Here is a 15,111-nt window from a genome sequence, read left to right on the forward strand (position 1 = left end):
GTCCGCTCCCGGATGAAACAGCCAGGGGGTCTGTCTCTCAAATGTCTCTCAATTCACTGACACGATCTGAGACAATCTGAGACGGTCTGAGAATCCGGGCCGTCATTTTGAACCTGGCCAGGTTTCGTTTACACCGAGGATGTCGGGGGTTCGAGTCCCTCATCGCCCACCAGACTTCGCCGAGGGCTTCGTCTGGCTGCGCCAGAGGGAGCCTCGACAAAGTCGGTCCGCCATAGCTTTGGCGAAGGCGGGCCTTAGCCAACTCACGCACGGGTGACGAGATGCATCGCTCGTCAGCAAAAACAACGACGCAACGTCTTGACCGGGTGCGCATAGGATAAACGAGCAGAACCTCATTTTGATAATGGGGACTCATGGAGGATGATGATCTTCCTTTCAGCAAATCTAGCCACCCCCATCGGCGGGAAGATGCGCAGGGAGCCAACCGGGTGACAAGCACGCTCCAGTACGATTCGATGGGCTCGGCGTTAGAGGTCGAGGACGCTGCCGGTCTGCGCGCCCAGACGACCTATACGACCCCCAACGGCACCACGCAATGGGTTTATGGAGACTACGTTCGCTGCGGGAATCCGCTGCAGGGCGCCCTTGCGTTCCAAACGATGGTTCAACTGGACTCTTACGGAGACCCCACCACCAACGAGTTCCACTATGCCTACGATCAGTCGGGGCGGCTCGTGGAAGCCGCATTCGCCCAGACGCCGACCGCGGGGTCGGCGAGCAACGGCTCTTGGTACTCGGCGAACGATCCAGCGGAGAGCCGCGCCCATGTGGTCTACGACTACGACTCGGGCGGTCGGTGCGCCGGTGTGTACAACTACTGGGACACCTTGGATTACGGTCCCCCCAACGGCTACGACCACGCCACTCTCCTGAGTCAGGTGTACCATTACGACGCGAAGGGGCAGCGCTCGGATCAGGAGTTCTACCACGGCGATTCGGGAAGTTGGGTTTCCGACCGGACCGAGACCTACGAGTACGATGCGCAGCGGGGGTTCCTCACAGCCGTCGACTACAACGACGGTCTGGCCGGCGAGGAGCCGAGTTGGACGTACGACCTTGCCGGGAACCGCTCGACGAGCGGGCAGAGCGCGTGGAGCTACGACGATCTGAACCGCCTGGTCTCGGGAGGGGGCTACACGTACCAAAGCGACATCATGGGCAACCGCACCTGGCGCAACTACGGCACGAGCGGCGTGCAGCGCTACGTGTACGACGTGCTCAACCGCTGCACCAGCGTGTGCGGAGCGAGCGACGGTGCGCGCTACGAGTACAGGCCCGACGGCCTGCGGGTCGAGAAGGTCTCGGGTCTGTCGGTGACTTGGAACCCGGCCGACAGAGTGCACGGCTCTGGCTGGTACGACGAGAACTGGATCATCAACAAGGCCACGAGCCGCTACTTCTACGACGGACAGATGTGCATGGAGGAGGACAGGGTCGCCGTGCAGTACGAAGAGGTGTACCGCACCCGCTACGGCTTGGGCCCGCGGGGCATCGATTGGATGGAAACCTCGATCAGCGGGAGCCAGCGGAACCAACAGTATCCGCTCTATGATGGACATGGGAACATGATCGCCACGATCTCGCTCGATGGGGACCTTTCCAACCTGCGCGAATACGACGCGTGGGGCGGCGTGCGCGATGAGGCGGGAGTGACGACGGATCCCAACACCCGGTACTGCGCGAACCTTGGGCACAAGCAGGACGTCGAGTCCGGCCTGATTTACATGCGGGCGCGGTTCTACGATGCCGGCACCGGGAGGTTCATTTCCCAGGACCCGGCGATGGACGGGAGCAACTGGTTCGTTTACTGCAACAACGATCCGGTGAACTGGACGGATTCAGACGGAAGAGATCCCCTTGCCGAGAACGACTACTTCTCAAACTGGTTTGGCATTGGAATGTTGGCTTTCGGCTCAGCGGCAATAATCGCTGCCCCTTTGTTTGGCATCCCCCCTTCGGCAGCTGAGATTTCGGCCGTGACCACCCTCTTGGTTTTTGCGGCGTATGCGTTCGGAGAAGCACTGTCGGAAATCCAGTATTCGCACGCTCGCTTTGTCAGGTTCATGAAGGGTGCCAGGGCCTTTGGAGCCCTTTTCGCGGGCTTGGCAGTAGCTCTGAGCTATACCAAGTTTGCTTCGGGCCTCAAGCGCTGGCTCGTGTACGGCGCGATGGCTTACGATGTAATTCTGCTGGGGTTAATCATCTCGATCGATGTCAATGAGTGAACGAATCGGCCTTGTTGCAGCTTGGACCCTCCTCACGATCGTAAGTATCGTGACCGTGCGGCACCACGGAGCATGGCCTTCAGGCTTGCTCCTTCTAAGTGTCGGGCTGTGTGTTCCGACCGTGTTTGGTTCGTCGGCGTTCAGAAGGAGGGCTCGTCGAATCTCGATCGGCGGCGAAGCGCTCATCCTTTTGGTGATGCTCGTTGCTGAGTGGGTGGCTGGAAGCTCATATGCGCCGGTGCTGTTGCAAGTCACGTTCTTGCTGTTTGTCGAGGTCGCCGCTGGACCACGGAAGCCTAACATCGTGGATCGCGAGCAACATGGTTCTTGAGGCTTGACAAATTGCAGGACTATTCAGGGTCGATCCAGCAGGTGGGCGCATGATTGAAGCCTATGTCCAATACGCTGAGGGCCTCATCGTCCTTTTGGTTATTGTCCTCACAGGGTGGTTTTTGCGCAGCCACCCGCCCAAAAGACCCAGAGCTAAGGCGCTCGTGCTGATTGGTGCCGTCATTGTGATCATTTCCGTTGGGGTGGACCATGTAATCGCAAACCTCGGGTACGACTACACGGATCCGTTCCGCATCATTCTATGGGGCGTGATTCTGTTGGTTAGTGGCTCTGTAACTAGGGCCACCCTGTAGATGACGCGCGAGGTTGTTTCCTCGATTTGCACAAGTCCCGGCATGCCCTTGGTGGTCTACCCACCGAATCTAAGGCCAATGCAAGAGTGGCCCATGTACGATGGAGGCAGTGTGTGCGTGGCATTGCCGTCGTGAGGACGAATGGTCCGCGACTCCTTGAAGTCTGTTGAGGCAGACGGTTGCTTTTGTCTTAGCCTCCTCGGGGAGTACGTCAGCCGCAATCATGGAGCAGTCCATTCTAAGTCTCTCAAATGTCTCTCAATTCACTGACACGATCTGAGACAATCTGAGACGGTCTGAGAATCTGGGTCGTCATTTTGAACCTGGCCAGGCCTCGTTTACACCGAGGATGTCGGGGGTTCGAGTCCCTCATCGCCCACCACCACCAACGAGTTTCACTATCCTTACAATCAGTCGGGGCGGCTCGTGGAAGCCGCCTTTGCCCAGACGCCTACCGCGGGGCCGGCGAGCGGTGTGCGCCTAGGACGCGAATGGGCAGCGATCCGATCAGGACCTCTACCACGGGGACCCGGGAAGCTGGAACGGCTGTCGGCCCGAGCGGAGGGCTTGGCAGGCTACAATCAGCAGAGATGACCCCTGAAAGCGTCGCCCGAATACTCAAGCCGCACGCCCACGATCTCCGTGACAGATTCGGAGTCGATACGATCGTGCTCTTTGGATCCGTGGCCAGAGGGGAGGCGACGGAGGACAGCGACGTGGATCTGATGGTGCGGTTCGCGCGCCCCCCGACCTACGAGGTCTTCCTGGACCTGGCGGACGGTCTGGAAGCCGCGCTCGGCAGGCCTGTCGATCTGGTGACCGCCTCAGCCGTGCGGGCGCGCCTGCGCTCGCGCATCGCTAAGGAGGGAGTACGTGTCGCGTGAGCGGGACGACCTGCTCGCCGACATCAAGGAGGCGGCAGAACGCGCCGTTCGGCATGTGCACGGCCTGTCGAGGGAGCGGTTCCTGGAGGATGAAAAGAGCATCGATGCGGTTATTCGGTGCCTGGAGATCGTCGGCGAAGCCGCAAAGCGGGTAAGTGCCGAAGACCGAGCCGCGCTGCCGCACCTACCCTGGCGAGCCATGACCGGCCTCAGAGACCGCTTGATTCACGACTATCTGGGTACGGACTTGGAGATCGTCTGGGAGGTGGTCAGCGTCCAACTGCCCGCACTTCTCGCATCTCCGCCGTTCCCGGAGATCGCATCGGACTCCGAAGCATGATCTGAGCATCGGAACCGCCTCTAGGGGACGATGCGTGGGTGTTTCTCAAAAAAGACTGTATTCCTCCAATGAGGAAGTCAATCTAAAAGTCGTCCTTCCTTGACAACCGCGGAACCTCACCGCCGCGGCCACATGCCCATGTGTCCGGAACGTGGCCTTTGACGGGATCGCCAAGAGTATGCAACTCGCCATAATGCACCTATGAACCCCATGGCGCTACTGGAGTCCTTGCGCCCGCAGATTGAAGCACTCTGTCGTCGATACGGAGTCGAGCGGCTTCGCCTCTTCGGCAGCGTGCTCCGGCCTGACTGGAGCCCTCAATCGAGCGACTTCGATTTCGTCGTCGAATTCGGCTCGCCACCTCCCGGGATCAATCTCTTCGACCAGCAATTCGGTCTTCAGGTCGATCTCGAGCGCGTGCTCGGGCGGCCCGTGGATTTGGTGGATTGGAAGGCGGCCAAGAAGCCGATCTTCCGCGAAATCGCGGAAGGGCAGGCCAAGGAGTTCTATGCGGCCTGAGACGCGCCAGAGCCTTGCCGATGCGTGGTCTGCTGCCGAAGAAGCTTCTCGGCTCGCGGCCAGCGGCTGGCAAGAGGATAGGACGCTCGCGCTCGCCGTGGAGCGGCTGCTTATGATTATCGGCGGGCCATTTAGACGACCTCGGCGTGGAGTTTCTGGCCCCGGGGGGCCGAGAGCGTTGGGGAAGGTGGCGCGCACAGCCCAACTGCTCTTGGCAGTCACCGTGTGCGCATGCGGTTGCCACCGATCGACAGTTCCGCCGGCGATGAGCGTGGAGGAGTACGATTCTTCGTACAACGTCCTGATGCACGACTATGAAAAGGAAGTCGTCTATCAAACGGCCAAGCCGATCCCGGCCAAACCCAAAGAAGGACCGCTGGGTCCTTGGTATCAGGGGTTGGCAGAGGGACTTCTCGGCCTGAGCACGGCGACCCGCGGCACTGTGCAGCGGCTCGACCTCATTCGGCCACCGCCCGAACGATTGGATGTGCATCGAGCAACCCGCGTGTTTTTCGATCTTCTGGCAACGGACCTTGACGAATGGGCCGCGACGACTCGGACGGGCAACAAGAAAAAGATTGACGAGCAGATCGACTCTCAGTGGGATCGTGAACGTCCGGTCTTGGAGCACTACTTAGCCGAGGCAAAGCGTGTGGGCTACGTGGTTCCAGAAGCGCTCCAGCACTGGCCTCCGGGACCGCAGTAGGTGAGTTGAGCGGCAGTCATTGGACGAAATGAAGGCAGACATCGCGAGGCGCAACAGAGGATCTTCGGCGATCATGTGGGCAGCGGCGGGCACGGGTCCGCTACTGCTGGCAGTCCTCTTGTGCACTTGGGGTTGCCACCGATCGACTGTTCAACCTGCGGTGAGCGCGCAGGCGTACGATTCCGCGTACAACGCCCTGATGCTTGAGTATGAGAAGGAACTGATCTATCAAACCCACAAGCCCTTTCCGTCCCGACCGAAGAAGGGTCCGCTTGAGCCTTGGTTCCAGGAGGTCGCCGATGGAGTTATGGCCGTTGGAACGGCGACCCATGGCTTTGTCGGGCGCCTCGACAAATTGCGACCACCGCCCGAACGATTGGAGGTTCATCGCGCCACCCGGGCCTATCTCGACATCCTGGCAACAGGGAATGACGAATGGGCGGCAACGATTCGAACAGGCGATGACAAGAAGATTGACAAGGAGCAGAAGGTTCATTACGATCGCTACCGTGAGGCTCTCGGGCGTTACAAGACCGAGGCCAGGCGCGTTGGATACGTTGTGCCGGACGGGCTCGAGCATTGGCCTCCGGAACGCGGTTAGACCGAGTACAGGGGCAATCTCGGTCGAACGAGAGCAGATCCCTATTGAGCGACGAGAAGTCCGACGGACCAAGCGAGCAGAATCAGAGAGCAAACTGCGAACAGAGCGTAGGAGTCCTGTCGCGCTCCACTCCGGTAGCATCGAATCATTGTAGCGACTCCTGCGGTCAGGGTTAGCGCTTCGATAACGAGCCAGGCACCTCCCAACGCGAGTTCAACAAGAACAAGCGGGCTGTCACTGGCAAGGACCATTTGAGAGATCCAGTACGGCAAGAAGGACAACTGACTGAGGAGCATCCACGCAATGAGTCTTCGTGTCTCTGGCATTTGCCTCAAGGAGTACCTCTTTGACCAACGGAGCATCGTCGTTTGCCGCCCACGTTTCGGATCAATAGTAACCCAATCAGGGATACCTAATCATGCGTTTGCCGGAATCGAGCATCGAGGCGTACCGTGGCTGACCATACCGACGGCCCCACGAATCTGCAGGTCTTCAGAACGGCCCTTGCAACGTTGGGATTCAAGGACCTCGAAAGGGTCTCCAACGCAAGGCGAGACGCGCTCCTGACCGCGCTGCAAGCATTTGCTCCTGGCTCTGTGCCCCAAGGCGGCTCGGGTGTCCAACGCGCACTGTGGGACGGGCTCGGGATGGACGACGAATGTTGCGCCTCGAAGACGATCCAAAAGCTCGCGTCAGCCGCCGGAACGGTGGGGATCTTCATCGATTTGGAGTGGCCACTCCTCCAAGCAACGCCCCCCGATCATCCGTGGGCTCATCTTCTGGGCGAGTCCGATTGGGATGCGGTCTTGGACGTCCATGTCTTTCCGATGCACGACCCGAGCTGGCTCTTCATCAAGACCCAAGAGGCTGCGTTTGGGCCTTACCTCCTTCCGTGGGCTGTCTTGCAGGCCGAGAAGGAGAGTTATGTGCCGACCGCCGGTCTCATCGAGGCACTGCTTCAGGCCTTAGATGGCGCCTTGCTGCCATCTGATACGGTCAAGGTGAGCGCGGATCACGAGAGGTATCGCGTTCGGGCAGTGGGTCCCGACAGCGATTTGACTATCGGCGTCGATCGGTGCGACCACCGGCTGTACGCCTTCGCGACACGACGTGCCGAGAACGAGTCGGACACTACATGGGAATCCGGGCACCGGATTGCATTCTCGGCCATCACGGCGGGTGAGGTGGCAGAGGGGACCGACTTGGAGGACGCGTTTCTCCCGTTGGTGGATCCAGACGACGTCGTCGAAGTCTCAACTCGGCTCCGTCTTGCCGTGGAGGTGATTTACACCCTTCGCCGGCGCCTTGGTTAGGACGGGCAAGCTCGAAAGCCCCAACGACGAGGTACTCAACCTCGTTCCGGTTCAACAGCGCGCAGAACTCTTTCCAGTCTTTGTGGAGGTCCATAGTAGGCCCGCATGAGCTTGAGCAGCAATGTAACCCGCTCCGAAGGGGTAAGGCTCCGATAGTATTCCCGATCCGCCTGGTCGGCTTCAGCATGGTTCTTGAAGCTCCGCATCGTCCGGTCCATCATGACTATTTTACCACTTTGACCTCGGCAAGCCGCCGGTGCCTTGAAAGGAAGCGCTCAATCGCCCTTGGGAATCTGCACCTGAAGCAGCGTCGCCCCTTGATAGTGGACCCCGTGCTCCCGGTCGGCGAAGTTCACGGAAATCTTGTATCCGGTGTAGGACGGCGTCGGGCCACCGCTGGCACCCAGGTCGAAGCCGTAGATGCCCGGCTCATCTGTGTTCACAAGGGCCGGCCTCATGGTGGTCGCCCAGTCGAAGCCCGTGTAACCGCCACCTCCCACCTGCGTTCCCGAGCCTACGGCCCACACGATGTGGAAGTTCGATTTTTGGAGGCCGGTCAAGGGGCTTCCGTCAGCCTTCACCACCAACACGGCGAGCTTGCGGTGGGCCGCAGGGGCGCCCACCAAGACGTCGCTGCCGAAGGCTGCGCTGATTTCCACGCGCTCTGGTCGAATCGTCGGACGCTGGATCTGTGTTGGGCGCCGTTGCTCTTGGGCGCCGCCCCACCCCGAGGCGACGATCACTCCGATAGCTAGGCCAAGGGGCACGGCCACTCCAACGAGGGCCCGTCGAAGGCGAAGGGAAGGGTCGGTGTTCATACGGACATTATCAACTGTTAGCGGAATCGTAGGCCAGGGCTCATGTCATGTTCAGAAGACCGGGCCGATTCACGTTCCTTGACGGCGGGTCGCGCTTGCCTTGCTGGGCATCTCCGTTCGCCATCTGGGCGCCGTCCCGCAACGCGCCTGACACAGATTGGGCTAAGGTGGAGGTGCCGTCACGGAGGGCGATGTGTCGACGAGATACTGTGAGAGTTGTGGGAGCCCGTTGGTTCCCGGGGATGCGTTCTGTGCCTCTTGCGGCCATGCCGTCGCCTCGAGCGCACCGGCCGCTCCGGCTCCGGCAGCCCCGCCCCCACCCACTCGGCCGCTACCTGAACGACCCGCCACCCGCGTCAACCCCTTGGCCATCGGCTTGGTGGCGGCCGTTCTCGTCGCTGGCCTCGGTGCTGCGTGGTGGTATTGGGGACAACCGCCCGCAACAAAGCCGCCCCCGGAGACCGCGAAAGCGCCCCAGGCGCCCTCCGCGAAACTCGAAGGAGGCGAGGACTTCTTGGGTTCCTGGGTTCCAGAAGACGCCTCGGGAGCCGACGAGGGCGGGAGCCTTCTGACGTTCGCGCGCCAGGGCGACCAGATCGTGGGTGTGGGCCCCGACCCTGCCGCCGGGCGGATCGTGCTCGCCGTGGGGCCGGGGCCCAAACTCAGCGGCGAGGCGGTCGACAACGCTGGGGTGCGCACTCCGCTGACCGCCGAGCTCCTTTCGGACAAGCAGAAGATGATCCTCACGTTCGCCCCGCCCGCAAGCGAGTATTTCAGCGTCGTGATGTGGAGGGTGAAGGTGGGCGAGGGGCCGCAACCCTCGGCGGCCGAGCCCACGGTGAAGCCCGTCTCGGAGGAGCGGGCGCAAGAACTCGTGGCCGCGCTGCCCGAGGTGGATCAGTTCGTGAAGCTGCTGCGAGGGGCGGGGAAGAGCGCGGTCTTCGACGTGAGCCTGGAGGACGATCACACGTACCGCGTGCACGTCTACGAGAACGTGGACGATGGGAACGGCATGAGCCACACAGCCACGTTTGGATGGTATCTGGTCGACCGAACCACCGGCCAGATCTCCCCCGGGATGTAGGCCCGGCGGCGAAAGCCGAACCGATGGCCCCCAATTTGCGTCATGGTGAGGAGTAGGTCTTGCCATGAAACGACGCGCCTTTACGCTCATCGAACTTCTCGTCGTCATCGCGATCATCGCGATCCTCGCCGCGATCCTCTTCCCGGTGTTCTCCCAAGCCAAGGAGTCCGCGAAGAAGATCCGCTCCGTCGCGCAGATGCGGCAGCTCTCCGCCGCGGTGATGATGTACGCGGGCGATTACGACGACTTCTTCCCGCCCGCGAGCGCGCGCACGGTGAGCGGACTCGAGCCTCCCGTGATCTGGCCGGCGATCGTCGACCCGTACATCAAGAACAAGGAACTCCTCGTGGCCGTGGGCAGCGATGGCGTCGCCTCCTATACGTGGGACACGCGCCGCACGCAGAGCATCGGCTACAACGACGCCACCGGCTACGACCCCAACAGCACCGCCGTGCCCGGCAACGCCCCTCCCGGCACCGAAGGGTTCCCCAGCACGGTCAGTTTCTCGGGGGTCGAGTTCGCCTCCAACACCGCCTTGTTCGCCGTGACGCCCAACGGCCCTCCCGGAGATACCACCAGCAAGCACCGCGGCTACGTGTTCAACCCGTACAACGGCCCGAACTCCCCCGACGGCGTCTACTCGAAGGGCCTGCCCTTGATTTCCGATCGCGACCTCGTCACGGAGTACGGCGACAAGAACTACCCGAACTCGCCCGACCTGTCGCCGGGACAGCTCAAACCCATCTTCTGCCGCTACCACACGGACCGGAACGGCAACGGCACGTCCCCCATCGTGTTCGCCGACGGACACGTGAAGGCCTACTCCGCCAACGCCCTCAACGCCTTCGGCACCGTGATCTGGAGATTTAGGTAGGGGTGTGAGCCTTCCGCCTTGCGCTCTGAGCCGCAAGCGGCTCGGTGCAGGGCGGCGCGCAAGCGCGCGCACTCCCAAACGGGCTCCCGGCTCCCGCGATTCTTACAGGTTCTCCCACACCCCCGTGAGGACTCCGATTCGGTTTTCCGAAGATAGAGTCAAGACAACGGCTGGGAACGCAAGGGGCATGGACGCCGCTTGCCGGGCCGGGGTCGGGGGAGCATGTAGCTGAACATGGATGTCGGGGGTTACGGGCAGAGCGGTGCCGCGCCGAAGAGGCTTCTGATCGTCGAGGACGATCCGGTGTCCGCTCTGCTGCTTCGCAAGGTGCTCGAAGGGCGGGGCTACCTCGTCGATCGGGCGCAGAACGGCGTCGAGGCGCTTGAGAAATACCGCGAGCACGAGTACCGCATCGTCATTTCCGACTGGATGATGCCCGAGATGGACGGCGTGACCCTGTGCCGCGAGTTCCGCGCCCTCGGCGCCGCCTACGTTTACGTGATTCTGCTCAGCGCCAAGAGCCAGCGCGCCGACCGTCTCACCGCCTTCGAGGCGGGGATCGACGACTTCCTCACCAAGCCGCTCGACCGCGAGGAGCTGTTCGCGCGCCTCAAGGTCGCCGAGCGCATCCTCGAGGCCGAGGATCGCATGAAGTTTCAGAAGGCCGAGCTGGAGAAGGCCACCGAGAAGTTGCGGGTCACGAACAACAACCTCGTACTCGCTTCCCGTCGGTTCGAAGAGCTCTTCTCCGGCCTCCCCGTGCCGTGCTTCACCTTTGACGGCGAAGGCTACATCCACGAGTGGAATCGGGCCGCGGAAACGCTCTTCGGCATCCCCGCCTACATGGCGCTGCTGCACCACGTGTGGGACAAGCTCACGACCACCGAGGACGAGTACTGGACCCCGGCACTGATGGAGAAGGTGTTTGCGGGCGAGTCCATCGAGAGCATGGAGTGGGTCTTCCGTTACCCGTCGGGCGAAGAGCGCCAACTCGTGTGCAACATCTTCCCGCTGCGGGGGCCGAGCGGCGAACTGCTCGGCGCGATCGCCGCCAATCTGGACATCACCGAGCGCAAGCTCGCCCAGGGCCGAATCGAAGAGCAGATGGTCCAGATCAACGAGTTCGCCTACAGCATGGAGATGCAGAAGATCGCGCTCGAGGAGGCGAATGCCCGCCTCGAACTCCTTGCGGTGACCGACGGCCTCACGGGCCTGTGGAACCACCGAAGGTTCCAGGAAGAGCTGGAGGCGTGCTACCGACGCCACCGAGAATCCGGGGAACCGCTCTCCGTGATCTTCCTCGACGTGGACCACTTCAAGAAGTACAACGACACGTACGGGCATCCCGCGGGCGACGAGGTGCTGAAGATCGTGGCGCAGCAACTCCGCGAGGCGTCCGCCGAAGGAGCTTTCGCGGCGCGTTACGGCGGGGAAGAGTTCGCGATTCTCCTGCCCGGGGTGGACGCCGAAGGGTCGAATGCCGCGGCCGAACGGTACCGAGAAGCGATCGAACAGTTCGGATGGCCGGAACGAACGGTCACCGTGAGTCTCGGAGTGGCGACGCTCGATGACATGGCTACCGATGCGCGCAGCCTTTTGAACCTGGCGGACACGGCCCTTTACGCCTCGAAACAGGGCGGACGCAACCGGTCCACGCACGCCAACAGTCTCGAAACGGCCTCGCTGCCGCGGCGACGCGCGACCGATCAAAACGCCCCCGCGGCCTAGTCTCGTGCACCTTCGGGGAAACCCGTGCACCACCCCGCCTGATTGCTAGGTTATACTTCTCGTGTGGAAGGGGGAGTGACAGCGTCGATCCCGGCCAATGCAGGGACGCAACTCAACATCGAAACGGGGCAAGCGGTCGTTCGATCGCCGGCTTCGAAAACGATCGCGGTCTACGGATTGGGGTACATCGGTCTCCCCACTTCGCTCGCATTCGCGCATGCCGGCCACCGGGTCGCGGGCGTCGAGGTCAACGAGGCCACGGTCGAGGCCCTGAACGAGGGACGGGTCCACATCTACGAGGAAGGGCTCGACGAGTACTACCGCGAAGCGCGCGAAACCGGTCGCTTCTCCGCCTCCCTTCAGCCCACCCCCGCCGAGGTGCATCTCATCGCGGTTCCCACACCGGTCGGCGCCGACAGGAGGGCGGATCTCTCCTATGTGGAGGCCGCATCCCGAACGATCGGGTCCGTGCTCAAGAAGGGCGACCTCGTCGTGTTGGAGAGCACGGTGCCTCCCCGGACTTGCCTCGACGTCGTGGCGCCGGCCATCCAAGCGGTGTGCGGGCTCGTGCACGGCGAGGATTACGACCTCGCACACTGTCCCGAGCGCGTCATTCCCGGCCTCATCCTCATCGAGCTGTTCAAGAACGACCGGATCGTGGGCGGAACGACCCCGGCGGCGGCGGCGCGGGCCGCCGAACTGTATCGGGACTTCGTCACCGGCGAGATTTTCCAGACCGACACGACCACCGCCGAGGCCGTCAAGCTGATGGAGAACACGTTCCGGGACGTGAACATCGCCCTGGCCAACGAGCTGAAGTCCATCTGCCTGTCCATCGGCGCGGACCCCGCCGACGCTATCCGTCTGGCCAACCGGCACCCGCGTGTGAACATCCACTCTCCCGGCATCGGAGTGGGCGGCCACTGCATCCCCGTCGATCCGTGGTTCCTCGCGCAGGCGGCGCCGGATCTTGCGCGCCTCATCGTCACGGCCCGAGGCGTCAACGACGCCCGTCCGCTGGAGGTCGCGGCACAGCTTCTGCGCCACACGGCCGAGCGCCAAGCCGGCACCCTGTGCCTGTTGGGACTCGCGTACAAGCCGGACGTGGACGATTTTCGAGAATCGCCGGCCGTCCAGATCGTGGCGACCATCGCGCAGGCGCACCCTGGGAAAGTGCTCGTGGTCGAGCCGTACACGCAGGAGCTTCCCGAGGAGCTGAGCGGCTATTCCAACGTCCAACTCGTCCCACTGGAAGAGGGGTTGGCTCAGGCCGATCTCGTAGCGGGCCTGGTGGCCCACCGCGACTTCAGGGAAGCCGGGGTGGCAAACCGGTGCGCGGAGAAGGGAGCGCTCGACTACGCCGGCCTTTGGCGTTGAGCGTCACCCGCTCCCGACCCCGCGTGGAGGTTGGATAGGCTCCCATGTGCGGCATTGTCGGCGCGTTGGCTTTCAAGGGCTCCTCGTTCGAGGTGACCGAGCCTTATCTCGTCGCCATGCGCGACGCCATGGTGCACCGCGGACCTGACGGGTGCGGCGTCTGGGTGGCCCCCGACCGGCGGCTGGGATTGGGTCACCGCCGCCTCGCGATCATCGACCTCTCGGAAGCGGCCCTCCAGCCGATGAGCAACGAGGACGACACGGTCTGGATCACGTTCAACGGCGAGATCTACAACCACTTGGAACTGCGGGCGGAGCTCTTGGCGTTGGGACATCGCTTCAAAACCGACCACGCCGACACCGAGGTGATCCTCCACGGGTTCGAGGAGTGGGGCATCGACGTGCTGGGCAAGCTGCGCGGCATGTACGCGTTCGCCCTCTGGGACACCAGGGAACGCACGCTCTGGCTTGCCCGCGACAGGCTCGGCGTGAAGCCTCTCTACTACTCGGCGCACAACGGCCGCCTCACTTTCGCCTCGGAGATCAAAGCCCTGCTGCGCGACCCGCAGCAGAAGCGGGCGGTGAATGAGGAGGCGTTCTTCCACTACCTCTCCTACCTCACCACCCCCGCGCCGGAGACCCTCTTCGAGGGGATTCGCAAGATCCCATGCGGATGCGTGCTCAAGGTCGACGAGCGGGGCGAGATCTTCGAGCGGCGCTACTGGGACGTGTGGGACCACACGGAACCGTTGACCGGTGCGACCGAGGAGGAGGTCTGCGAACGCCTCCTCTGCGAACTGCGCGAGGCGGTGACCCTTCGGAAGATCGCCGACGTGCCGGTGGGTTGTTTCCTCTCGGGCGGCATCGATTCGAGCACCAACGCGCAGTTGTTTGGCGAGGGCGAGGGTGGGCGCGTGAAGACGTTCACGATCGGTTACGACGGCCAGTACGGCTCGTACCAGAACGAGCTGGAGTACGCCCGCATCGCCTCCCAGCACGCCGGCACCGAACATCACGAACTGCTTCTCACCATCGACGACTTGATGCGGTTCCTCCCGAAGATGATCCACCTCCAGGACGAGCCCATTGCGGATCCCGTGTGCTTCCCGCTTTACGCGGTGTCCAAACTGGCCCGGGACAACGGGGTGGTCGTCTGTCAGGTGGGAGAGGGTGCGGACGAGCTGTTTTGCGGCTACAAGCGATGGGGCGTGTTGGTGAAACTCGCGCAGATGAGCGGGTGGCCCGTGCCGCGCGTGTTTCGGCAGGCGATGGTGGGGCTCCTCGACCTCGTCGGGAAGCGGGAGACGGCGCCTCGCGAGTGGGTGCGGCGCTCGGCCGACGGGCTCCCGATCGTCTGGAGCGGCACCGAGGCGTTCACCTCGACGGGAAAGGATGCGCTGCTCAGCCCCCGATTGCGCAAGGAGTGGAAGGGGCGCTCCTCGTGGGAGGCCGTGAAGCCCACTTGGGACCGCTATCAAGAGAAGGCTTGGGAAAAATCGCCCCAGAACTGGATGGCGTACGCGGACCTGAACCTTCGCCTTCCCGAACTGCTTCTCATGCGGGTGGACAAGATGTCGATGGGGGTGAGCCTCGAGGCGCGCGTGCCGTTCCTCGACCACAAGTTCGTGGAGTTCGCCATGAGCATTCCTTCGGCGCTGAAGACCAAGGGCGGCCAGTTGAAGTACCCCTTGCGCCAAGCCGTACGGGGGGTGATCCCCGACGCCCTCATCGACCGAGCGAAGCAGGGGTTTGGCGTCCCGGTATACGAGTGGCTGTTCGACCGGTTGGGCGAGCGCGCCCGGCGCGAGACGGACGCTCTGTGCGCGAACTCAGACCTGTTCGACGCGGATGCCGTGCGCAAGGTGTTGAATTCGCCGAGCAAGGGTAACGATCACTGGGTCCTGCTCAACGTCGCGATGTGGTGGAGACACAATCTCTGTGGGGAATCCTTCGACGTCTGATCACGTACGGTTTCCG

At 62.6% G+C, this 15,111-nt stretch carries 14 protein-coding genes; 13 read left to right on the forward strand and 1 reads right to left on the reverse strand.

What is annotated here, in order from left to right:
• Positions 1-449 precede the first annotated feature (449 nt).
• From M9921_11635 to M9921_11670, 8 genes are all read left to right on the forward strand, one after another.
• Complete coding sequence (locus tag M9921_11635) at positions 450-2,246, forward strand: RHS repeat-associated core domain-containing protein (GenBank protein ID MCO5297498.1); 1,797 nt, start codon at positions 450-452, stop codon at positions 2,244-2,246.
• Between the two features lie 380 nt (positions 2,247-2,626).
• Positions 2,627-2,890 carry a hypothetical protein gene (locus tag M9921_11640; protein ID MCO5297499.1) on the forward strand — a complete coding sequence of 88 codons (264 nt, stop codon included), beginning with the start codon at positions 2,627-2,629 and terminating at the stop codon, positions 2,888-2,890.
• 590 nt (positions 2,891-3,480) lie between these two features.
• A complete protein-coding gene (locus M9921_11645; GenBank protein ID MCO5297500.1) occupies positions 3,481-3,774 on the forward strand; it encodes a nucleotidyltransferase family protein in 294 nt (97 codons plus the stop codon).
• A complete protein-coding gene (locus tag M9921_11650; protein MCO5297501.1) occupies positions 3,764-4,114 on the forward strand; it encodes a DUF86 domain-containing protein in 351 nt (116 codons plus the stop codon). The genes M9921_11645 and M9921_11650 overlap by 11 nt, the downstream gene beginning before the upstream one ends.
• A 201-nt stretch (positions 4,115-4,315) precedes the next feature.
• Positions 4,316-4,633, forward strand: a complete 318-nt coding sequence (locus M9921_11655) for a nucleotidyltransferase domain-containing protein (GenBank protein ID MCO5297502.1) — start codon at positions 4,316-4,318, stop codon at positions 4,631-4,633.
• Positions 4,634-4,898: 265 nt separating this feature from the next.
• A complete protein-coding gene (locus M9921_11660; protein MCO5297503.1) occupies positions 4,899-5,339 on the forward strand; it encodes a hypothetical protein in 441 nt (146 codons plus the stop codon).
• A 160-nt stretch (positions 5,340-5,499) separates the two neighbouring features.
• A complete protein-coding gene (locus M9921_11665) occupies positions 5,500-5,940 on the forward strand; it encodes a hypothetical protein (GenBank protein ID MCO5297504.1) in 441 nt (146 codons plus the stop codon).
• Positions 5,941-6,392: 452 nt separating this feature from the next.
• Positions 6,393-7,253 carry a hypothetical protein gene (locus M9921_11670; GenBank protein MCO5297505.1) on the forward strand — a complete coding sequence of 287 codons (861 nt, stop codon included), beginning with the start codon at positions 6,393-6,395 and terminating at the stop codon, positions 7,251-7,253.
• Positions 7,254-7,528: 275 nt separating this feature from the next.
• Here M9921_11670 and M9921_11675 read toward each other — a convergent pair whose 3' ends face one another.
• Entirely contained in the window at positions 7,529-8,071 is a 543-nt protein-coding gene (locus M9921_11675) for a hypothetical protein (protein MCO5297506.1), read from the reverse strand.
• Positions 8,072-8,585: 514 nt separating this feature from the next.
• Here M9921_11675 and M9921_11680 point away from each other — a divergent pair.
• The 5 genes from M9921_11680 to asnB all read left to right on the forward strand — a co-directional run bounded on the left by M9921_11680 (position 8,586) and on the right by asnB (position 15,095).
• Positions 8,586-9,155 (forward strand): hypothetical protein, encoded by a 570-nt coding sequence (locus M9921_11680; GenBank protein MCO5297507.1) that lies wholly within the window; start codon positions 8,586-8,588, stop codon positions 9,153-9,155.
• A gap of 64 nt (positions 9,156-9,219) precedes the next feature.
• Positions 9,220-10,029, forward strand: a complete 810-nt coding sequence (locus M9921_11685; protein ID MCO5297508.1) for a prepilin-type N-terminal cleavage/methylation domain-containing protein — start codon at positions 9,220-9,222, stop codon at positions 10,027-10,029.
• 234 nt (positions 10,030-10,263) lie between these two features.
• On the forward strand, positions 10,264-11,757 hold the full coding sequence (locus M9921_11690; GenBank protein ID MCO5297509.1) for a diguanylate cyclase: 1,494 nt from the start codon (positions 10,264-10,266) through the stop codon (positions 11,755-11,757).
• Between the two features lie 63 nt (positions 11,758-11,820).
• Positions 11,821-13,134, forward strand: a complete 1,314-nt coding sequence (locus M9921_11695) for a nucleotide sugar dehydrogenase (protein MCO5297510.1) — start codon at positions 11,821-11,823, stop codon at positions 13,132-13,134.
• 44 nt (positions 13,135-13,178) lie between these two features.
• Positions 13,179-15,095 (forward strand): asparagine synthase (glutamine-hydrolyzing), encoded by a 1,917-nt coding sequence (gene asnB, locus M9921_11700; GenBank protein ID MCO5297511.1) that lies wholly within the window; start codon positions 13,179-13,181, stop codon positions 15,093-15,095.
• Positions 15,096-15,111: the final 16 nt, after the last annotated feature.

The sequence above is a fragment of the Fimbriimonadaceae bacterium genome, assembly GCA_023957775.1.
Taxonomy (GTDB): Bacteria; Armatimonadota; Fimbriimonadia; order Fimbriimonadales; family Fimbriimonadaceae; genus JAMLGR01.